Here is a 20511-nt window from a genome sequence, read left to right as displayed (position 1 = left end):
TCAACCTTTGTAGGGGTCCAGTGACGCCCGCAGCCCGTCACCCAGAAAGTTGAAAGCGAGAACCACCACGATGATCGGCAGCATCGGGATCGCGGTCCACCAGTAGATTTCGATACTGGCGAGGTTCTGCGCATCGTTCAGCATGACCCCCCAGCTGACGGCGGGCGCGCGCAGGCCGAGGCCAAGAAAGCTGAGTGCGGTTTCGCCCAGGATCATGGCTGGAATCGACAGGGTGGCAGAAGCAATGAGGTGCGACATAAAGTTGGGCAGCAGATGTCGGCGGATCACCCGCGTAGGGCCCGCCCCCATCATTTCGGCGGCTTTGACGTATTCCTCTTCGCGCAGCGCCAGGAATTTGGAGCGCACGGCGCGCGCCAGCCCCGGCCAGTCAAGCAGCCCCAAGATGATCGAGATGATAAAGAACACCGCCACTGGCCCCCAGGTGGACGGCACCGCCGCCGAGAGCGCAAGCCAAAGCGGCAACTCGGGCAGGGAGCGCAGGATTTCGATTACACGGTTGATGGTCCAATCAATCTTGCCCCCGAAATAGCCCGCGATCGCGCCAAAGGTGATGCCCAAAAGAAAGGACACAGTGATGCCGATCAGCCCCACGGTGAGCGACAGTTGCGCGCCGTACAGGATGCGGCTGAAGACGTCGCGGCCCAATCTGTCGGACCCCCAGAGGAACACACTGGCACCATCCGGCGCGCAGAACAGGTGGGTGTCTGACGGGATCAGCCCGAAGAGCCGGTAACTGCCACCTTTGCACAAGAATTGCAGCGGCAGGGCTGTGCTGTCATCGGTGGTGTAGCGCCAGCGGTATTCGGTCAAATCCGCTTTGGCCGTTATCGGGTGGACATGCGGCCCGACGAATGCCCCCTCATGCCAAAACTCGATGCTTTGCGGGGGGGCATAGAGGAAATCGGCGCTGCGTTCATTTGGGGTATAGGGGGCGATGAAGCCGGCGATCGGCAGGATCAGATAGCAGGTCAACAGGAAGATGCCCGATATCAGCGCGATCCGGTGCCGCCGGAACTTGCGCCAGACCAGCAGCCAGGCGGGTGCGTCCATATCGGCGCGCTCCAGCGCGCTGAGGTCGGCGTTGTCGGTCCATGGCTCGGTGTCGATAAATCGGTTGTCGGGTTGAATACTCATTTCCCCCGCGCTCCGTAACGGATGCGTGGATCAAGCAGAACCAGCAGCATATCGGAAATCATCGTGCCAATCAGGGTCAGCAGGGCCACGAACATCAAGACAAAGCCGGCAAGAAACTGATCTTGGGATTTGAGCGCCGTCAGCAGATACGGCCCGATGGTTTGCAGCCCCAGCACGACCGAGACCAGAACCGACCCCGAAACCATCGCTGGCAGCAGGTTGCCGATATCAGCGACAAAGGGGTTGAAGGCCATGCGCAGGGGATATTTCGCCAGCAACCGCGCCGGTGCCATGCCCTTGGCTTGGGCGGTTTCGACATAAGGTTTGCTGAGTTCATCAAGCATATTGGCGCGCAGGCGCTGCATCATCGCGGCGGCACCGGCGGTGCCGATGACGAAGGTTGGCACGATCAGATGCAGCAGGATGGATTTCAACTTGGCAAAGGTCATCGGCGCGCCCTCAAATGCAGGGGCCATCAGCCCGCCGATCGGCAGGTCAAAGTATTTGTGCCCGTAGTAGAACAGGATCAGCGCCAGCAGGAAATTCGGTGTGGCCAGCCCCAGATAGCCGACGAAGCCTGCGGTGTAGTCCACCCAGGTTTCTGATTTTGCCGCCGCCAACACGCCCAACGGCAATGCCACGGCATAGACAAACAAGACCGCAGCGAGGTTTACCAGAACCGTCAGCCAGAGTGCGTTGCCGACAATTTCGGCAACGGGTCGGTCAAATTCGAAGGACCAGCCAAAGTTGCCTTGGATCAGGCCAAAGAACCCCTGCGGGCCGGGGGCCATGCCGACCCAGATGAAATATTGCTCCCACAGTGGCCGGTCGAGGGCGTATTCGCGGCGCAGAAATTCGGCCTTGGCGACGCCTTCGGCCTGACCGGTGGCGCGCAGTTCGGCGATCTGATTGCTGAGGTAGTCACCCGGCGGCAGGTTGATGATGACAAAGACCAGGGCAGATACCACCCATAGCGTCAGCAGCATGGTGGCAAAACGGTACACCGCGTATTTCAGGAACATCATTGGATCACCTGCTGTAGCGGATCGTCGTAGTAAAATTCATCCATCCGGTGAATGCCGAAATGCGCACCGGGGTCAAAGGCCCATATCGCCGTCTCAGGGACATTGCGCATTCGCTTTGACACGACAACGGGCTGTGGCGCCTCTGACAGAATGCCGATAGCATATTGCTGGTCGGCGTGGATGGCCAGCATCTTTTGCCAGACCGTGCGCCGTGTATCGTTGTCGTTGGCGTGGTTCCAGGCACCAAGCAAGTGCATCAATTCTTCGGCCTCGGGCAGGTCCGGGGCTTCGCCCGCGTCACCACCGGTTTGGTGATATTGGCCCCACATCGGCCAGGCGAAAAATTCCTGATTGGTGGGGGCCAGATATTCGGGAGAGGTATCGGGTGTCGGCAGGCCATTGTCCCAGCCGTACCAGACCGCAGCCATGCTGGTGCCTGCATAGACCCGGTTGCGCAGGATATCGCGGTCGAGGGGGCGCATGATCAGGCGGATGCCCAATTCGCGCCACGTGTCGGCAATGATGGTCAGCGCGTTTTCTTCTTCCTGTCGTTCGCCAGCGGTTTCGATCACGAATTCCATAGCGCGCCCATCCGGCAGTTTGCGCAGACCTGAGGCCGTGCGCGCGGTCAGACCCATATCGTCGAGCAGGGCATTGGCACGGGGCAGGTCCATATCAGACCACGCATTTGTGAGCGCCGGATCGTACAGGGGGCTGGAACTGAGCGCTGTCATGCCGCCCTCTCGTGCCAGCCCGAAATACAAGGCGCGGTTGATCATGCGGCGGTCGATGCCCAGCGACAGGGCGCGGCGAAAGCGGACATCGCGGATCACCGCGCGCCAGACCGGATCGGCAAAGTTGAGGTTGGGGTAGATCGCGATCTGGCTGGCCGCGCCGTTCGCCCACAGCAATGTGCGGTAGTTACCGCCGTCAAGTTCGCCTTTCTTGAGGATGGAAACGTCCGGAAAGTCCAGGCCCCGCGCCTGTAGGTCGGCTTCGCCCGCGTTGGACTTTGCCGCGACAAGGCCCGCGCCGACCACTGTCATTTCCACGACGTCGATATAGGGCAGTTGCACGCCCCTGGCGTCAACCCGGTGATAGTACGGGTTGCGCACGAACAATTGACGGCTGGATTCGTTGCCGCTGATATTGGTCCAAGGTTGCAAGGTGGGCTGCTGGGGGTTGTCGAACTTATGCATGTTGTCGCGCTTATTGTGCAGCGCGGCCCAGGAATTCACCCGCGCTTTTATTACCGCCTGTGTCAATGTGCCCGGTTCGGCATAGCCGATGTGAAACTGTTTAAGGTAGTGCGCGGGCCGATAGATAAACGGCGGGTTGGCCTGGGCGAGCAGCGGTAAAAAGTTGGGGTTCGCCGTGGGCCATTCAAATACGACGGTTATCGCATCGGGAAAGGTCACCATTCCCAGATGCCCGTCGACAGTCATGAATTCCGGCGGACCGGTTGGGGTGATTTCTTCGTTGTTGACGATATCCTGCCACCAATAGCGGAAATCCTCAGAGGTGAAGGGTGCGCCGTCCGACCAGCGATGGCCGGGGCGCAGATGCAGCGTGAAACGGCGGCCTTCTTCGACCTCTACATCGCGCAGGATATCTGGGTATAGCGTATAGTCAGGGGCATAGCCAACCAGACGGGCATAACCGTAAACCACCATCTGCCGCACGTCCTTGGACCGCGAGATAAAGGTATGCAGCGTGCCGCCCTGCTCGCCAAAGCTGCGGCCCTTTGCCGCCAGATCCACCACCAGCGGCGTTTCCGGCAGGCGGGCTTCTATTGGGGGCAGATCGCCGTTGAGTACCTCCATCGCCCAAAAGGTGGTTTCCTCGACGGGTTGCTGCGCCCCGATCGGGGTAGCGATCAGCGCAAGAAGCGCAAGCATCCTAAACATGGCAGCGCACCTGATGGCCCGGTGCCACCTCGCGCAGGGCCGGCGCGGCGATGCCATCAAAACGGAACATGTCAGGCCAACTGCCCGGCGCGCCGGCCCCTTGGGCCACCAGACCCAGATCAATCGGGCGGGCGATGTCCGGCTCGGGCTGTGCCGCGATCAGTGCGCGGGTATAGGGGTGTTGCGGGTTGTAAAACAGCGTGTCGGGGGGGGCCTGTTCAACGATCACCCCGGCGCGCATAACCGCGACTTCGTCCGCGATCCGCGCCACCACCGCCAGATCATGGCTAATGAACAGATAGCTTAGGTTGGCCCGGTCGCGGATTTCCTCAAGCAATGTGAGAATCTGATCCTGAACAGAAACATCCAGCGCCGAGGTCGGCTCGTCGCAAATCAGCAGTTTTGGGTCCAGTGTCAACGCGCGCGCAATCGACAGGCGCTGACGCTGGCCCCCGGAAAACGCGTGCGGAAAGCGCTGCATCATGTCCGGGTTCAGCCCAACCAGGCGTAGCATTTCAGCGGCTTTCTCGTGACGGTCGGCACGGGTGCCGATGCGGTGAATTTCCATCGGTTCCGTCAAGGCATCGCGCAGCCGCATCCGCGGGCTGAGCGAGGAATAGGGGTCTTGAAACACCATCTGCGCCTGACGCTGAAAGGCGCGCCTTTCGGCCACCGACATCGCATGCACGGCCAGCGGTCTTACACCGCCACCTGCATCAAAATACACCTCGCCCCCTGCGTCGGGCATTTCCGCACCCAGTGCGATCCGCGCGCAGGTCGTTTTGCCCGACCCGCTTTCGCCAACAACGGCCAGCGTCTTGCCGCGTTGCAGTCGCAGGTTCACATCCCGGCATGCGGTCACGGCAACAGGTTTGCGCCACCCTTGGGCGCGCATGGTGTAGGTCTTCGTCACGTTTTTCAGATCGAGAATAACATCGTCATGGGTCGGCGCGCGGGCAGGCTGCGCCACTTGGGGGATCATGGGGGCGGCAGCAAACAGCTTGGCGGTATAGCCGTGGCCCGGCGCGCCCAGAACCTCTGCTGCGTTGCCGCGTTCCACGACGCGTCCCTTGTTCATCACCACCACGCTATCGGCCATATTCGCGACCACGCCCAGATCATGCGTGACAAGGATGACCGCCATGCCGGTTTCGGTCTGAAGCTGCTTGATCAGCCCCAGCACCTGCGCCTGTGTGGTCACGTCCAGTGCCGTGGTAGGTTCATCCGCGATCAGCAGTTCGGGTTTCGCCACCATCGCCATGGCGATCATCGCGCGTTGGCGCATCCCACCCGACATCTCGAACGGATAGCTCCGCCAGGCCCGCTCTGGATCGGCAAAACCCACCCGCTCGAATTTCTCGAGCACGCGGCGTTTGGCCTCTGCCCGCCCGATGTTGCGGTGCAGCAACAACACCTCGGCCACCTGATTTCCCAGCCGGTGCAGTGGTGACAGCGCGCGCATCGGTTCCTGAAAGATCATCGAGATCCGGTCGCCCCTGATCTTGCGCAACTGCCGTTGCGACAAGGCTAGCAAATCATGCGCACCGTCGCGTCCGGCAAAATGCAGACTGCCCGACCTGAGTTGTGCCGCGGCAGGCAGAATGCGCAGAACGGACCGGCATGTCAGCGTCTTACCCGATCCGCTTTCCCCGACCAGCGCCAGTGTCTGACCTGCCGCCACGGAAAAGCTGACGTTGCTGACCACGGGCGGCGCATCGCCAAAACCGATTGAAAGCGTATCTACGGCGAGCAAGGGGGGCATTTTCATCCTGTCTTTGCAGCAAAAGGCCGCCGAACAAGTGAACCGTATTTGCAGCGCAGCGTCCAGTGGGCAGCGCATTTAACGACGTCGCGTCGAACATGCCTACACATCGCGGCACCAAGCCCCCATGTAGGGGCAACATGAACAAAGGAACACCGCATGAGCCGACTTGACGTTTTCATCAACCGCATGGTGTCACAGCGCGCCTGCCTTAACCACGCCGTGACCCTGACGGCGCAGATGACCGGGCCGGTGTTCGAGCTGGGTCTGGGCAATGGGCGCACCTATCACCACATGCGCGAGGTGATTGAGGGGCGCGATATATTTGTATTTGAACGCGCGGTGGCCTCCCATCCTGACAGCACCCCGGCGGACGACCGTCTGCTGCTGGGCGATGTGCATGACACCCTGCCTGCCGCATTGGCGCGGTTTGGGCCGACAGCATCGCTGATCCATGCTGATCTGGGCGGGCATAACTTGGCCAAGAACGACGCCTTTGCGCGGGCAATTTCGCCTCTGGTCGAGCCGCTGCTGGCCGAAGGTGGATTGATGGTGTCGAGCGACCGGATGTATTTCGAAAAGCTGATAGAACAGCCGCTGCCAGAGGATGCCGTGCCGGGTCGCTGCTTTATTTACCGGCGTTGAAAGTCGGGTGCGCCGCGCCTCCGTTTCACATCATTCTTTCCAACACAATCAACGGGCTCGGCGGTCATCATCCGCCGGGCCTTAACTTTTGCTTGATCGGTTTTGGCGTCCAGACTAGCGTGCATTGTTAAATTAGTGAAACAATGTTTCGCTGTGTGAAACAAGTTCTGGGAGGAACCTCAATGACATTCATGAAAACCCTAGGCTGTGCTGCGGCTTTGGCCATGACGGCTGGTGCGGCGACAGCAGAAACTGTGCTGATTCACGGTGAAGCAGGCCCGAATCGTGGTGCCCGCGCCGATGCGCTGCAATGGTTCGCAGATCAGGTCGCCGAACGCTCTGAAGGCGAGGTGCGCCTGGACATTCAATGGGGCGGTGCGCTGTTCAAATCCAATGCCGCCGTGCAATCCATTGGCGATGGCGTGGCTGATATGGGGTCGGTGATCGCGGTCTACTACCCGCAGGAAATGGCCGGCTACGGCATCGCGGATTTGCCCGTGAACAACCCCGACGCCTGGGTCGGTATGCGCGCCACAGATGAATTGATGCGCTCCAGCGCCGAAATTCAGGCTGATCTGGCTGACAAGAACCTCGTTTATATCGGCACATGGACCACCAGCCAGGTCAACATCGGCTGCAAGGGCAACCCAATCCGTTCGGTTGCGGACATCGCGGGCAAGAAAGTGCGCGGCGTCGGGGCCTATGGCAAAGTCTTTGGCGAGCAGGGCGCGAACATGGTCAACATGTCGATCTATGACGCCTATCAGGGCCTCGACACTGGCCTGATCGACTGTTCACAGGGCTACAGCTACGCCGTGGCAGCGCTAAAGCAGGCGGAAGTGATGGACAGCTACACGATCCTTGATTGGGGGCAGGTTGGTGGCCTTGGCATCTTTATGAACAAAGACAGCTTTGACGCGCTGCCTGCCGAACAGCAGACAACGCTGAACGAGGTGGGCGCAGAAATGGCGGATGAGTTTGGCCGTATGATCAACGCCGCAAACGATGCGGCCATTGCCTCGATGAAAGAGGCGGGCGTCGAGGTGATTACACTGCCCGAAGCGGATCGCACGCAACTTGTTGATGCGGGCAAGAAGTTCCTCGATGAATGGGTGCAGACAGCCAATTCGACCGGCCTGCCGGGCGAGGCGCTGCTGGCCGATTATCAGGCGCTGATCACCAAATACACAGAAGAGCGTGACGCCAATGGCTACCCTTGGGATGCCAAAAGCAACTGATCGCTGAAACTGGGGAGGGGCAGCACATGCTGGTAAATCTGGAGAAAATCCTGCTGGGGCTTGGCGCGCTGGCGGTCATTGGGCTGGGGGTGCTGATCACCTCCAACGTGGTGGCGCGCGCGCTTTTTGCCAGTCAGGTGCCGGACAGTGTGACCATGGTGCGAGAGCTAATGGTTGCCGCCATCTTGCTGCCCCTCGCCGCCGCAACCGCAGCGCGGGCGCATGTAAGCGTGGCCTTTGTGTCGGACCGTTTCCCGGCGCGGCTGCGGTCTTGGTTGATCGTGGCAGGCTCGGTCATCGGTATGGTGGCGCTGGCCCCGTTGATCTGGGCAGGAGCGCGCGAACTGATTGGCGTGGTGGAAAAAGGCAGCTTTTTCTATGGCGATCTGAACCTACCGAAATGGCCGGGGCGGTTGCTGTTCCTGCTGGGCATCTGCGCCACCTTTGCGCGGCTGGCTGAACTGACGTGGCGCGACAGCCGCACAATTCTGGCCGGCGGGACCGTTTCCGATGAACAACAGCATGCCGGTGATCTGCTGACCGAAAGCGAGGTCCGCTGATGGACGCATCTACCATTGGGCTGATTGCCTTTGCTGCTGTGCTGATCCTGCTGGCGCTGCGGGTGCCGATTGCCTTTACCTTGGGGGCCGTCGCGACCATTGCGACCTTCTTTATCTTCGCCTTTCGCACCGGCACCTTCATGCCGGAACGTGCGATCCGGGCGACCACCTCGATGGTGTTTTCCAATTCCTTCGACCTGATCCATTCCTATGACCTGTCGATGATCCCGCTCTTCGTGGCGTTGGGGCATATCGCCTACCGTGCCGATATCACGACCAAGATTTACCACGCGGCCAAAGTCTGGCTGACCCGTCTGCCGGGCGGTGTGGCCATGGCCAGTGTGATGGGCTGCGGAGGATTTTCCGCGATCACCGGATCGTCCATCGCTTGTGCCTCGACCATGGGGAAAATCTGCACGCCTGAAATGCTGCGCATGGGCTATGACCCGCGCCTTGCCACCGCCAGTGTGGCGGCGGGCGGCACCTTGGGATCACTGATCCCGCCATCGGTGCTGTTCATCATCTACGGGATTTTCACCGAAACCTCGATTTCTTCGCTGTTCCTTGCGGGCGTGCTGCCGGGGCTGCTGACGCTGGCGGGGTTCATCCTTGTTATCGCCGTCTGGGTCTGGCGCGATCCGGCTATCGCGCCCTCGACCGACCAGCGCTATAGCGCTGGCGAACGCTGGCGTGCGGCACTGGACAGCTGGCCTGCGGTCCTGCTTTTCGTGCTGATCATTGGTGGCATCTACGGCGGTATCTTCACGGCGACCGAAGCGGCGGCGGTTTGTGTCGTGTCGGCCACGCTGATCGGCTTTGCCCAAGGCAAGCTGACGCTTGGCGGCCTGTGGGACGCGGTTAAGGAAACCTGCGTGCAAACCTCAGCCATTTTCCTCATTGCCGCTGCGGCCAAGATATTTGTGGCCTTCGTGGCGCTGACAGGCGTGGCGGGCACCATCGTCGGTTTTGTCGCGGATGCGCAGTTGTCGTTGGTGGTGCTGATGATCTGTATCGCGGCGATCTACCTGCTGCTCGGGATGTTCCTTGATCCCATCGGTATCATGGTGCTGACCCTGCCACTAATGATCCCGCTGGTGGAGAGCTATGACCTGAACCTGATCTGGTTCGGCGTTGTCGTGATCAAGCTACTGGAGATTGGCCTGATCACACCGCCTGTGGGCCTCAATGTTTTTGTCATCGCCAACGTGGTGGGCAAAGAGGCCCCGATTGACAAGATTTTCGCGGGTATCGCGCGGTTTCTGAGCGTGGACATTCTGGTGCTGATCCTGATCATGTCATTTCCAATGATTTCCCTTTTGATCCCGATGGCCGCCCGATGACAAACCAACCCGCCGACCCCGCCACAGACCGCAAGTTCGCCAATACGCTGGCACGCGGCCTTGGCATCCTGCGCGCCTTTCGTGCCAGCGACAGCGGGCTGTCGCATGCCCAGATCGCCGAACGAACGGGTCTACCGAAACCCACCGTGTCGCGGCTGACCTATACGCTGTGCGAATTGGGTTATCTCAGCCATGGCGGGCGCAATGATCGGTTTCGGCTGGGGCCTGCGGCAATTGCGCTGGGATCTGTTGCCTCCGTCGCGGTCAGCTTTGTCGATGCGGCGTCGGATGCGATGCAGCAATTGGCCGATGAAACCGCCACGCTGGCGCTGATCGCGGTGCGTGATGGCGACCGTATGATGCTGGTGCGCACGTGGCGGCCGCGCACCGCTTCGACCATCTGGCTGGAACCGGGGCACCGCATTCCCGTCTATGGCTCGTCCTCCGGCCTTGCCACGTTGGCCAGTCTGGATGATGACCGTTTTGCTGCCCTGAACCCTGATGACCGTCTGCACAGCTATCGCCGCGACGGCTATGATCAATTGCTCGCGCAGGGGTTTGTCATGGCCCCGCCTGAAACCCGTTATGCCCGCACCGTCAACGCGGTCAGCGTGCCCTACTACGCCGGAGAGTTCGGCGAGGCGGTGGCCTTTACCTGCGGGGCGCTGCCTGCCGACTTGCCCGATGCGCGTATCCTGTCACAGGTTGGCCCCGCCCTGCGCGATGTGGTTAGTGGCATTGAACAACGCACTGGCCGCGCCCCGGCGCTGTCGCGGCGCGGATAAAGAATAAGGAGAACGAGAATGACCGATAAGATAGCCTATTCACGCCATGGGGAAATCGCCGTGCTGCGCATCCAGAATCCGCCGGTGAACGCACTCAGCCAAGCCGTGCGGCAGGGTCTGGCCGAAGGTATGGACCGCGCCGAAGCGGAAACCGGCGTGCGCGCCGTGGTCATCCTTGGCGATGGACGTGCTTTTATTGCGGGGGCCGATATCAAGGAATTCGGCAAGCCGCCGATGGAGCCGAACCTGCCTGATCTATGCACACGTATCGAAGGGTCGCCGCTGCTCGTTGTGGCTTCCATGCATGGTGTGTCGCTGGGCGGCGGGTTGGAAGTGGCATTGGGCTGTCACTACCGTGTGGCACAACCCGACGCGCGTGTGGGCCTGCCCGAAGTACATCTGGGCATTCTGCCAGGCGCGGGCGGCACTCAGCGTCTGCCGCGTCTGACCGGGGCGGAAAAGGCTGTCGAAGCCATCACCACAGGCCGCCACATCAAGGCCGATGAGGCGCTGGAACTGGGCATCATCGACAAGGTCGAGGCGGGCGATGTTGAGGCCGTTGGCCTGGCCTATGCGCAATCGCTGCTTGACGAAGGTGCGCCGCGCCGCCCGATCAGCGAAATGCCGGGGCCGGAGTCGATCAACTGGGACGCCACCCACGACGCGGTACTGAAAAAGGGCCGCGGCCAGATAAGCCCCGCCACTGCCGTGCGCGCCATTCAGGCGTCGAGCGAACTGCCCTTTGCCGAGGGCATGAAACGCGAGCGTGCCTTGTTCATGGAACTGATGGACACCGACCAACGGCAGGGTTTGATCCACGCGTTTTTCAATGAACGCGCGGTGAGCAACCTGCCCGAGTTGAAAGGCGTCGCGCCGCGCGCCCTGCAAGCCATCGGCGTGATCGGTGGCGGCACCATGGGGGCAGGCATCGCGACGGCAGCACTGCTGGCAGGTTTCGAAGTTGTGCTGATCGAGATGAAGGACGAGGCCGCCAAGGCTGCGCATGACCGCATCGCAGGCAACCTGCAGGGGGCGCTGAAGCGCGGCAAGATTGACCAGCGCAAATATGACGCGCTGACCACCACCGCGCTGACTGTGTCGACCAATTACGACAGCCTGTCGTCGGTCGATCTGGTGGTTGAGGCCGTGTTCGAAGACATGGACGTGAAAAAGCAGGTTTTCGGCAAGTTGGACGCGGTGTGTAAACCGGGCTGCGTGCTCGCCTCCAACACCTCTTATCTGGATGTAAACGAGATTGCCGCAAGCACCTCACGCCCGGCGGATGTGATCGGGCTGCACTTTTTCTCGCCCGCCCATGTGATGAAACTGCTCGAGGTGGTGGTGGCCGATGCCACCGCCCCCGATGTCGTGGCCACAGGTTTTGCCCTTGGCAAAGCACTCGGCAAGGTCAGTGTGCGCGCCGGGGTCTGTGACGGGTTTATCGGCAACCGCATGTTGGCCACCTACCGCGCGGCGGCGGATCACATGGTTCTGGATGGCGCCAGCCCTTACAAAATCGACGCGGCGCTTGAAAAGTTCGGCTTTGCGATGGGCCCCTATGCCGTGGCCGATCTGGCAGGGCTGGACATCGGTTGGGCCACGCGCAAACGCAAAGCCGCCACGCGCCACCCCGAAGAACGCGTGCCGACCTATATCGACCGGCTGTGCGAACAGGGCCATTTCGGGCAAAAGACGGGCCAAGGCTATTACATCTACGAAAAGGGTCAACGCGGCGGCACGCCTAACCCCGAAATCACCCGGCTGATCGCCGACGAACAGGCCGAGCGTGGCATTACCCCGCGTGAGTTCACCGACGCCGAGATCGTGCGCCGCTATATGTGTGCCATGGTCAACGAGGCCGCCAAACTGCTGGGAGAAGGCATCGCCGCGCGCCCGTTGGACGTGGATATGACGTTGCTCTTTGGATACGGCTTCCCGCGCTACTGGGGCGGCCCGATGAAATGGGCTGATATTCAGGGCTTGCCCAACGTGCTGGCCGCGATCGAGGGCTTTGGCGAACAGGACCCCTGGTTCTGGCAACCTGCGCCGCTACTACGCCAACTGGTCGCCGAGAACCGTACCTTTGATGATTTGAACAAGGAAGCTGCACAATGAAACAGGCTGTCATCCTCTCCACCGCCCGCACCGGGCTGGCGAAATCATTCCGCGGGTCTTTCAACATGACCCACGGGGCCGACATGGGGGGCCACGCGGTGCAACATGCCGTGGAACGCGCCGGCATCAGCGGTGATCAGATCGAAGACGTGATGATCGGCTGCGGCTATCCCGAGGGGGCCACGGGGTCGAACATCGCGCGCCAGATCGCGCTGCGTGCAGGGCTGCCGGTGACGGCTGCTGGCGTGACCGTGAACCGCTTCTGCTCGTCTGGGCTGCAAACCGTGGCCATGGCCGCCAACGCAATCTGCATGGAGGGTGCAGGCCCGATGGTCGCAGGCGGCGTCGAGAGCATTTCCATGGTCCAGCCGCATGTCAAACCCGTCAAAGACGCCTGGCTGCTGGAACACAAGCCCGCTGTTTACATGCCGATGATCGAAACCGCCGATATTGTGGCCGAACGCTACGGCATCAGCCGCGAGGACCAGGACGCCTATGCCCTGCGCAGCCAGCAGCTGATTGCCGCTGCACAAGAGGCGGGTAAATACGACGATGAAATCGTAGCGATGCAGACTACGATGGGCGTGCAAGACAAAGAAACCAAAGAGATTTCCACCCACGAAGTCACCGTTGACCGCGACGAATGTAACCGACCTACCACCACGCTTGAGGGGCTGTCTGGCCTGACACCCGTGCGCGGTGACGGCAAGTTCATCACCGCAGGCAACGCCAGCCAACTGTCCGACGGCGCCGCGGCACTGGTGCTGATGGACAGCGCGCAGGCCGAAAAACAGGGGCTGTCGCCGCTGGGTGCGTTCAAGGGCTTTGCCGTGGCGGGGTGCGAGCCCGACGAGATGGGCATTGGTCCGGTTTTTGCCGTGCCACGCCTGCTCGAACGTCACGGGCTCAAGGTCTCTGACATTGACCTGTGGGAACTCAACGAAGCCTTTGCCAGCCAGGCGCTGTATTGCCGCGACCGTCTGGGGATCGACCCGGAAATCTGCAACGTCAACGGCGGCTCGATCGCCATTGGTCACCCCTTTGGCATGACCGGTGCGCGGATGACCGGCCACCTGCTGCTTGAAGGCAAACGGCGTGGGGCGAAACTGGGCGTTGTCACCATGTGCATCGGCGGCGGTATGGGCGCGGCTGGCCTGTTTGAAATCTACTGATAGGGGGCCGAAATGGACCTGAGCTATTCCGACGAAGATCGCGCCTTCCGCGAAGAAGTGCGCGCCTTTTTGGCCGAAAAACTGCCCCGCGACCTGTCTGAAAAGGTGCGTCTTGGGCAGGAACTGGGCAAGGAAGGTCACGAGCGCTGGCATGCAATTCTGAATGATCAGGGATGGCTTGCGACCAATTGGCCACAGGAGTTCGGCGGTGCCGCGTGGAACGCTGTGCAGCGCCATATCTTTGAGGAAGAAGCCGCCGCTGCTCATGCGCCGCGCATCGTGCCGTTTGGGTTGTCGATGCTGGCCCCGGTGTTGCAGAAATTTGGATCGAAAGAGCAGCAAACCTACTGGCTGCCGCGTATCTTGTCAGGCGAAGATTGGTGGTGTCAGGGCTATTCCGAACCCGGCGCCGGGTCCGACCTTGCCTCACTGAAAACCACGGCGGTCAAGGACGGCGACCACTATATCGTCAACGGGCAAAAGACGTGGACGACCCTGGGCCAGCACGCCAACATGATTTTCTGCCTGGTGCGCACCGACAAGGACGTAAAGCAGCAAGAGGGTATTTCATTCCTCTTGATTGACATGGCGACGCCGGGGATCACCGTGCGGCCGATTATCCTGCTGGATGGCGGGGCCGAGGTGAACGAGGTCTTTTTCGACGACGTCAAAGTACCCGTCGGAAACCTTGTGGGCGAGGAAAACAAGGGCTGGACCTATGCGAAATATCTGCTGACACATGAGCGCACGAACATCGCGGGCGTTGGATTTTCCCGTGCGGGTCTGCAATCGGTCAAACGCATCGCGCGCGCCGAGATGGCCGGGGGCCGACCGCTGATCGAAAACCCGCATTTTGCGGCGCGCGTGGCGCAGGTCGAGATTGATCTGATGGCGATGTCCACCACCAACCTGCGGATCATTTCCAAGGCAGCGGCGGGGCAGGCACCGGGGGTGGAATCCTCGATGCTCAAGGTCAAGGGCACGATTATTCGCCAAGAAATCAACGATCTGGCCCGCCGCGCGGCGGGGGCGTACGCGATGCCCTTTGCGTCAGAGGCGGTTGCGGGCAGCAATGATGCGCTGCCGGACCCGAACGATGCTGGCCCGGTTGCGGCGCAGTATTTCAACAACCGCAAGCTGTCGATCTTTGGCGGCTCAAACGAGATCCAGCGCAGCATCATCGCCAAGACGATGATGGGAGGTGCAAAATGAACTTTGACCTGACCGACGAACGCCAGATGTTGCAGGACAGCCTGCGCCGCTATCTGCGTGACAAATACGACACCGCAACGCGCAACGCTATTCTGGAAAGCGACAGTGGCATGTCTGCGGATATCTGGGCTGGGCTGGCCGAACTGGGCGTCATTGGGGCACTCTTCACCGAGGATCAGGGCGGCTTTGGCGGCGCGGGGTTTGACCTTGCCGTGGTATTCGAGGAAATCGGCCGCGCCGGGGTGGTTGAGCCGCTGTTGGATGCCGCCGTGCTGGCCGGGGGGCTGATTGCCGATCTGGGCGATGACGCGCAGCGCGCCCATATTGATGCGTTGATCGGTGGTGAGTTGCACCTGGCCTTTGCCCATGGCGAACCGACCAGCCGCTATGACCTGAACCGAGTTCAGACCAGCGCCAGCGTATCGGGTGACAGCATCGTGTTGAATGGCCGCAAGGCAGTTGTGGTCAATGCCGAAGCTGCCGACATGCTCGTGGTCTCGGCACGCGAAAGCGGAGAGGTGGATGACGAGGCCGGCATATCGCTCTTCCTTGTGCCGAAAGACGCCAGAGGGCTAACCATTTCTGGCTATGCGCTGTTGGCCGGAGGGCGCGCCGGTGAGGTGACTTTGGATGATGTGACACTGCCTGCCAGTGCCCGACTGGGTGCGGCGGGCAAGGCATATGCAGCGGTCGAAAACCGCGTGGCGATTGCCACAACGGCGCTCTGCGCTGAAACGCTTGGTGCGATGGAAACCGCGTGTACGCTCACCCGCGAATATCTTGCGACGCGCAAACAGTTTGGCCGCCCGATTGGCACCTTTCAGGCGCTGGCGCACCGCATGTCTGACCTGCTGATCGAGATGGAGCAGGCGCGTTCTGCGGTCATCAACGCCGCGGGGCATCTGGATGCGGATCGGGTGACCCGTGAACGCCATGTGGCAGCGGCCAAAAACCTCATAGGCCGCGCGGGCCGTCTGGTGGCAGAAGATGCCATTCAGATGCACGGCGGAATTGCCATGACGCAGGAATATGAACTGGCCCATATCGCCAAACGCATCGTCATGGCGGACCACCGTTTTGGCGACACTGATCATCATTTGGAGCGTTTCATTGCATTATCCGCCGCATGACGCCCCGCCCAGCGGCGTTGCTGGGCTGGTAGGCTTTCACCCCGATTTAAGCGCACAGGATGGCAGCACGCGAGTCACGCTTGACCTGACTGCGCAGCATCTGAATGTCTCTGGTGTTTTGCACGGCGGATTGCACACGCTGTTGCTGGATGTGGCCGCTGGCTTTGCTTGTGCGCGCCATCTGGCGCTGAACGGGCCGTTTGTGCCGGTGCTGACCCTGTCGCTGACCACGGATTACATCGCATCGGTGTCGTCTGGGCTGGTAACGGCGGTGGGCCGGGTGACGGGTGGCGGATACAAGATCGTCTACGCCGAGGCCGTGTTGCGTGATGCCGAGGGCAAGCTGCTGTCGCGTGCGACGGGCGTGTTCAAACGGGTGAAATCGTGACGGCGCGGGTAGAGGACCGCGGCGACCGGTTGATCGTGTGGAACGGCAATGCCGACAAACGCGGTGCGCTGACGCCCGCGCTATATGACTGCATCGCTGACGCCATGACCCGCGCCGAAGACCCGCGTATCCGGGCCGTGATCCTGACCTCGGAAGGCGGATTTTTCTGCGCGGGTGGGGACATGAACGTGCTGATCGAGCGGCGCAAGCTGAGCGAGGCAGAGCGGCGCGACCGAGTGGATGGATTGCATGATCTGGTCCGCGCCATGCGCGCCAGCCCGGTGCCGCTGATTGCCGCGGTTGAGGGCGGTGCAGCGGGGGCGGGGCTGTCGCTGGCGCTGGCCTGTGATCTGATCGTGGCGACCAAAGAGGCCAAGTTCACTGCCGCTTACGTCAAGGCCGGACTGGTGCCGGACGCGGGGCTGACCTCGGCTTTGGCGCGGATGTTGCCGCGACCGCTGGCGATGGAGATGTGTCTGCTGGGCCGTCCTGTGATGGCGGGAAAATTTGCTGAGCTTGGGGCGATCAGTCGGCTCTGCGCCGAGGGTGACGCGCTGAGCGAAGCCTTGTTGCTGGCCGACACGCTGGCCGCCGGGCCGCGCGCGGCACAGGGCGAAATCCGGCGTCTGGTGGCAGAGGCATATGAGGCGCGCGAGGCGGATCAGTTGAACGCAGAGCGCGACGCAATGGCACGTGCCGCTGGCGGGGATGAGGCGGCAGAGGGTATTGCGGCCTTTCTGGAAAAACGTAAGGCGCAGTTTTGATGCAGCGCTGGGACACGGAACTCACCCGCCGCTTTGGCACGCGGTTGCCCATCGTCGCGGGCGGGCTGCAATGGCTGTCTGATGCAGATTACGTGGCGGCTGCGGCGCAGGCGGGAATCATGGGGTTTATCACCGCCGCGAGCTTTGCAGATCATGCCGCCCTGCGGGCCGAGATTGCCCGCGCGCGAACGCTCTGCGGTGACCTGCCGTTTGGGGTCAATGTTTCGATGCTCCCCAAGCTGGTTCCGGGCGACCAGACAGAAGATATTTTCCGGCTGATCGCGGATGAGGGTGTGGGCGTGGTTGAGACGTCGGGTCGCAATCCCGAACCTTATATCGCCCTGCTAAAAGACCTAGGTCTGACGGTACTGCACAAGGTGCCTGCCGTGCGCTACGCGCTCAAAGCGCAGGCGGTGGGGGTCGATATGGTGTCGATCGTCGGGGCCGAATGTGGCGGCCATCCGGGGATGGATATGATCGGGTCGTTTGTGAATGGCGCGATGGCGGGACGTGACCTCGAAATTCCGTTTCTGATCGGCGGCGGTGTGGGGCATGGATCGCAGTTGATTGCGGCCCTTGGCATGGGGGCGGCAGGTGTTGTGATCGGCACACGGCTGCTGGTCAGCACCGAATTGAACGCCCACGAGGGGTATAAGCGGGCATTGGTGGGAGCAAATGAGCGCGACACTGTGCTGACCATGGGATCAGTGCGCAACACGATCCGCACTTTGGCCAATGAAACAACGGCAGAAGTAGCGCGGATGGAGGCGGAGAATCCGCAGATTACCATTCAGGACCTGCTGCCGCTGGTGTCCGGCCAGATCGGGCGTGCCGCCTATCAAAGTGGGGACGTATCCAGAGGCATGTTGTCGGCGGGCCACGCGCTGGGCCTGACGGATCGGATCGAACCGATGGCGGACATCATTGCCCGGATCGAGGCCGAAGCGATGCACGCGCAGCAGCGTTTGCGCGGGCTGACAAGGATGCAGGGGGAGGCAGCAGAATGAACGCAAGGGTACAGGATTTACTGGCCAGACAGGTGGCGGCGCGGGGCGATGCGCTGGCGCTGTCTGATGCGGGCGGTGTGGCGTGGAGCTTTGCGGGTCTTGACCGCGCCAGCGATGCGGCTGCCGATATGTTGCGCAGCAGGGGCGTGGTGGCGGGCGACAGGGTTTTGATGTTGTCGGAAAACTGCGCCGCTGCGGTGGCCGTGCTTTATGGCTGTTGGAAGTTGGGGGCCGTCATCATCCCGGTGAACGCCCGCCAGACCAAGGCCGAGGTTGCGCGGATTGTTGACCATGCCACCCCGGCAGCGGTGCTGATGACCTGCGATGCCTCGACCGATGCGGCGGTACACGCGGGCCAGATGGGGGCCGAAGAGGTCATCGGTGATTTTGGTTGTTTGTACGTTGCCACGCCCTTGCCCAGCAGCCCTGATGAGACGCTGCGTGATGTGGCGGTTTTGCTTTATACCACCGGCACCACGGGTGACCCCAAGGGGGTGATGCTGACCCATGATAACCTGATTTTCGGCGGCAATGCCTCAGCGCAGCTGCGCGAGATGCGCAGCGATGATCTGATCTATGGCGTGCTGCCCATCACCCATGTGTTCGGGCTGGCCTCGGTCGTGGTGGCGGCCTGTACGGCGGGTGCCGCAGTGAGGCTAGAGGCGCGGTTTTCGGCGGCAAAACTGTTCACGGCATTGCAGGAGGGGGTCACGTTGCTGTCGGCTGTACCGCAGATGCATGCTTTGCTGATGCAATACACCAAGGAACAGGGGCTGGCGCAATTGGGATCGGATCAACTGCGCTATGTGTCGTCGGGTGCCGCACCGCTGGACCCGGCGTGGAAGCGCAAGGCGGAGGCGTTTTACGGTGTCGCGTTGCAAAATGGCTATGGCATGACCGAAACCACAGCGGGTGTCTGTGCGACCCGCAACCGGGTGGGGTCCTCGGACATATCTGTCGGGCCGCCGCTGCCGGGGGTAGAGGTGCGGATTGACACGACAGCGGCTGGCGGTGGTGGCGACGCCGGAGAGGTTTTGACGCGGGGCGGGCATGTGATGCCCGGCTACTACCGCAACCCGGTAGAAACGGCCAAGGTGCTGGACCCTCAGGGCTGGCTGCGCACTGGTGACTTGGGGCGGATTGATGAGCATGGGCATTTGCACATTCTGGGTCGCTCGAAAGAGTTGATTATTCACGGGGGGTTCAACGTCTATCCGCCGGAGGTGGAGGCGGCGCTGAACGATCATCCTTCGGTAATCCAATCAGCGGTGATAGGGCGGATGAAGGACGGGGACGAGCAGGTGCTGGCCTTTGTGCAGGTGGCACCGGGCGACCCTGTGACCACGGCGGAATTGAGCGATTTCGTGAAGGGGCAACTGGCCGGGTACAAACGGCCATCGCGGATATTCATTGCCAGCGAATTGCCTGCGGCCCCGACGGGGAAAATTCTGAAGCATCGGCTGCTGACGGTCTTTGCCGATCAGTTGGACTGACACAGCAAAGATGCACTAAGGTTTCGCGCGCGAAACCTTAGTGTTAACAAATGGTTACGTTAAAAAAGTCTCAAGGCACCGTGCGGTGATCAGGTCCAGATGCCTGTGGCCGCCGCGCGGATTTCGCGGATGTTGTCGCCGTAGGGCGCTGGGTTGGAGACAGAGCCGCCTTTGAACACCGCAGAGCCTGCAACCAGCACATCGGCCCCGGCCTGTGCCACCAAGGGTGCGGTTTTCGGGTCAACCCCGCCGTCGATTTCAATGTGGATGGGGCGGTCGCCGATCATATCACGCAGCGCTTTGATCTTGGCAGTCATGTCGATGAATTTCTGTCCACCGAAACCGGGGTTCACAGTCATCACGCAGATCAAATCGGTCATGTCCAGCAGGTCGGCCACAGCCGCCGCCGGGGTGCCGGGATTCAGCGCGATGCCGGCCTTGGCGCCTGCGCCACGAATGGCTTGCAAGGTGCGGTGGATATGCGGGCCCGCTTCGATATGGGCAGTAATGAAATCGGCACCGGCAGCGGCGAACGCGTCAATATAGGGATCGACCGGAGAGATCATCAGATGCACGTCCATCACGCCCTTGATGTGCGGGCGGATGGCGGCACAGGTGGCGGGGCCAAACGTGATATTCGGCACGAAATGTCCGTCCATCACATCGACATGCACCCAGTCGGCACCCTGGGCCTCGATGGCTTCGCATTCCGCGCCAAAATTTGCGAAATCAGCGGCAAGGATGGAGGGGGCGATTTTAATGCTGCGGTCGAAGGTCATGGGGGAGCTGCCTTTGTTGCGGAGGTTGGCGTTT

General features: G+C 61.4%; 18 protein-coding genes. 13 read left to right on the top strand and 5 right to left on the bottom strand.

What is annotated here, in order from left to right; genetic code table 11:
* From AC1965_RS16015 to AC1965_RS16000, 4 genes are read right to left on the bottom strand one after another with little or no spacing between them, the layout of a single operon-like run.
* Nucleotides 1–1155, bottom strand: a complete 1155-nt coding sequence (locus tag AC1965_RS16015; RefSeq protein WP_483884839.1) for an ABC transporter permease — start codon at nt 1153–1155, stop codon at nt 1–3.
* On the bottom strand, nt 1152–2180 hold the full coding sequence (locus AC1965_RS16010) for an ABC transporter permease (RefSeq protein ID WP_483884838.1): 1029 nt from the start codon (nt 2178–2180) through the stop codon (nt 1152–1154). The genes AC1965_RS16015 and AC1965_RS16010 overlap by 4 nt, the downstream gene beginning before the upstream one ends.
* Entirely contained in the window at nt 2177–4087 is a 1911-nt protein-coding gene (locus AC1965_RS16005) for an ABC transporter substrate-binding protein (RefSeq protein WP_483884837.1), read from the bottom strand. Before AC1965_RS16005 ends, AC1965_RS16010 begins: the two co-directional genes overlap by 4 nt.
* Nucleotides 4080–5849, bottom strand: coding sequence for an ABC transporter ATP-binding protein (locus AC1965_RS16000; protein WP_483887066.1), 1770 nt, complete (start codon nt 5847–5849; stop codon nt 4080–4082). Before AC1965_RS16000 ends, AC1965_RS16005 begins: the two co-directional genes overlap by 8 nt.
* A 159-nt stretch (nt 5850–6008) precedes the next feature.
* Here AC1965_RS16000 and AC1965_RS15995 point away from each other — a divergent pair, with 159 nt between their 5' ends.
* The 13 genes from AC1965_RS15995 to AC1965_RS15935 all read left to right on the top strand — a co-directional run bounded on the left by AC1965_RS15995 (nt 6009) and on the right by AC1965_RS15935 (nt 19698).
* A complete protein-coding gene (locus AC1965_RS15995; protein ID WP_483884836.1) occupies nt 6009–6494 on the top strand; it encodes a class I SAM-dependent methyltransferase in 486 nt (161 codons plus the stop codon).
* Between the two features lie 182 nt (nt 6495–6676).
* Complete coding sequence (locus AC1965_RS15990) at nt 6677–7732, top strand: C4-dicarboxylate TRAP transporter substrate-binding protein (protein ID WP_483884835.1); 1056 nt, start codon at nt 6677–6679, stop codon at nt 7730–7732.
* A 26-nt stretch (nt 7733–7758) separates the two neighbouring features.
* On the top strand, nt 7759–8292 hold the full coding sequence (locus AC1965_RS15985; protein WP_483884834.1) for a TRAP transporter small permease: 534 nt from the start codon (nt 7759–7761) through the stop codon (nt 8290–8292).
* Complete coding sequence (locus AC1965_RS15980; RefSeq protein WP_483884833.1) at nt 8292–9632, top strand: TRAP transporter large permease; 1341 nt, start codon at nt 8292–8294, stop codon at nt 9630–9632. The genes AC1965_RS15985 and AC1965_RS15980 overlap by 1 nt, the downstream gene beginning before the upstream one ends.
* A complete protein-coding gene (locus AC1965_RS15975; RefSeq protein WP_483884832.1) occupies nt 9629–10417 on the top strand; it encodes an IclR family transcriptional regulator in 789 nt (262 codons plus the stop codon). Before AC1965_RS15980 ends, AC1965_RS15975 begins: the two co-directional genes overlap by 4 nt.
* An 18-nt stretch (nt 10418–10435) precedes the next feature.
* Nucleotides 10436–12532, top strand: coding sequence for an FAD-dependent oxidoreductase (locus AC1965_RS15970; RefSeq protein WP_483884831.1), 2097 nt, complete (start codon nt 10436–10438; stop codon nt 12530–12532).
* Nucleotides 12529–13704, top strand: a complete 1176-nt coding sequence (locus AC1965_RS15965; RefSeq protein WP_483884830.1) for an acetyl-CoA C-acyltransferase — start codon at nt 12529–12531, stop codon at nt 13702–13704. Before AC1965_RS15970 ends, AC1965_RS15965 begins: the two co-directional genes overlap by 4 nt.
* Before the next feature lie 12 nt (nt 13705–13716).
* The gene (locus AC1965_RS15960) at nt 13717–14916 is read left to right on the top strand and encodes an acyl-CoA dehydrogenase family protein (protein ID WP_483884829.1); all 1200 of its coding nucleotides are present in this window, start codon (nt 13717–13719) and stop codon (nt 14914–14916) included.
* Nucleotides 14913–16046, top strand: coding sequence for an acyl-CoA dehydrogenase family protein (locus AC1965_RS15955; protein ID WP_483884828.1), 1134 nt, complete (start codon nt 14913–14915; stop codon nt 16044–16046). The genes AC1965_RS15960 and AC1965_RS15955 overlap by 4 nt, the downstream gene beginning before the upstream one ends.
* Nucleotides 16027–16434 carry a PaaI family thioesterase gene (locus AC1965_RS15950; RefSeq protein WP_483884827.1) on the top strand — a complete coding sequence of 136 codons (408 nt, stop codon included), beginning with the start codon at nt 16027–16029 and terminating at the stop codon, nt 16432–16434. The genes AC1965_RS15955 and AC1965_RS15950 overlap by 20 nt, the downstream gene beginning before the upstream one ends.
* Nucleotides 16431–17198, top strand: coding sequence for an oxepin-CoA hydrolase, alternative type (locus tag AC1965_RS15945; protein ID WP_483884826.1), 768 nt, complete (start codon nt 16431–16433; stop codon nt 17196–17198). The genes AC1965_RS15950 and AC1965_RS15945 overlap by 4 nt, the downstream gene beginning before the upstream one ends.
* Nucleotides 17198–18205 (top strand): NAD(P)H-dependent flavin oxidoreductase, encoded by a 1008-nt coding sequence (locus AC1965_RS15940; protein WP_483884825.1) that lies wholly within the window; start codon nt 17198–17200, stop codon nt 18203–18205. Before AC1965_RS15945 ends, AC1965_RS15940 begins: the two co-directional genes overlap by 1 nt.
* Entirely contained in the window at nt 18202–19698 is a 1497-nt protein-coding gene (locus tag AC1965_RS15935; protein WP_483884824.1) for a class I adenylate-forming enzyme family protein, read from the top strand. The genes AC1965_RS15940 and AC1965_RS15935 overlap by 4 nt, the downstream gene beginning before the upstream one ends.
* A gap of 89 nt (nt 19699–19787) precedes the next feature.
* Here the strand turns inward: AC1965_RS15935 and rpe are convergent, their stop codons facing one another.
* A complete protein-coding gene (gene rpe / locus AC1965_RS15930) occupies nt 19788–20477 on the bottom strand; it encodes a ribulose-phosphate 3-epimerase (protein ID WP_483884823.1) in 690 nt (229 codons plus the stop codon).
* Nucleotides 20478–20511: the final 34 nt, after the last annotated feature.

The organism is Sulfitobacter sp. KMM 9851, assembly GCF_057178245.1.
The sequence above is the reverse complement of the archived record's forward strand: the minus strand, read 5'-3'. Positions and strand labels throughout refer to the sequence as shown.

What these genes read in the sequence shown, in the direction of transcription:
- AC1965_RS16015 (WP_483884839.1), bottom strand. Translation starts at nt 1,155, where the DNA reads ATGAGTATTCAACCCGACAACCGATTTATCGACACCGAGCCATGGACC.
- AC1965_RS16010 (WP_483884838.1), bottom strand. Translation starts at nt 2,180, where the DNA reads ATGATGTTCCTGAAATACGCGGTGTACCGTTTTGCCACCATGCTGCTG.
- AC1965_RS16005 (WP_483884837.1), bottom strand. Translation starts at nt 4,087, where the DNA reads ATGTTTAGGATGCTTGCGCTTCTTGCGCTGATCGCTACCCCGATCGGG.
- AC1965_RS16000 (WP_483887066.1), bottom strand. Translation starts at nt 5,849, where the DNA reads ATGCCCCCCTTGCTCGCCGTAGATACGCTTTCAATCGGTTTTGGCGAT.
- AC1965_RS15995 (WP_483884836.1), top strand. Translation starts at nt 6,009, where the DNA reads ATGAGCCGACTTGACGTTTTCATCAACCGCATGGTGTCACAGCGCGCC.
- AC1965_RS15990 (WP_483884835.1), top strand. Translation starts at nt 6,677, where the DNA reads ATGACATTCATGAAAACCCTAGGCTGTGCTGCGGCTTTGGCCATGACG.
- AC1965_RS15985 (WP_483884834.1), top strand. Translation starts at nt 7,759, where the DNA reads ATGCTGGTAAATCTGGAGAAAATCCTGCTGGGGCTTGGCGCGCTGGCG.
- AC1965_RS15980 (WP_483884833.1), top strand. Translation starts at nt 8,292, where the DNA reads ATGGACGCATCTACCATTGGGCTGATTGCCTTTGCTGCTGTGCTGATC.
- AC1965_RS15975 (WP_483884832.1), top strand. Translation starts at nt 9,629, where the DNA reads ATGACAAACCAACCCGCCGACCCCGCCACAGACCGCAAGTTCGCCAAT.
- AC1965_RS15970 (WP_483884831.1), top strand. Translation starts at nt 10,436, where the DNA reads ATGACCGATAAGATAGCCTATTCACGCCATGGGGAAATCGCCGTGCTG.
- AC1965_RS15965 (WP_483884830.1), top strand. Translation starts at nt 12,529, where the DNA reads ATGAAACAGGCTGTCATCCTCTCCACCGCCCGCACCGGGCTGGCGAAA.
- AC1965_RS15960 (WP_483884829.1), top strand. Translation starts at nt 13,717, where the DNA reads ATGGACCTGAGCTATTCCGACGAAGATCGCGCCTTCCGCGAAGAAGTG.
- AC1965_RS15955 (WP_483884828.1), top strand. Translation starts at nt 14,913, where the DNA reads ATGAACTTTGACCTGACCGACGAACGCCAGATGTTGCAGGACAGCCTG.
- AC1965_RS15940 (WP_483884825.1), top strand. Translation starts at nt 17,198, where the DNA reads ATGCAGCGCTGGGACACGGAACTCACCCGCCGCTTTGGCACGCGGTTG.
- AC1965_RS15935 (WP_483884824.1), top strand. Translation starts at nt 18,202, where the DNA reads ATGAACGCAAGGGTACAGGATTTACTGGCCAGACAGGTGGCGGCGCGG.
- rpe (WP_483884823.1), bottom strand. Translation starts at nt 20,477, where the DNA reads ATGACCTTCGACCGCAGCATTAAAATCGCCCCCTCCATCCTTGCCGCT.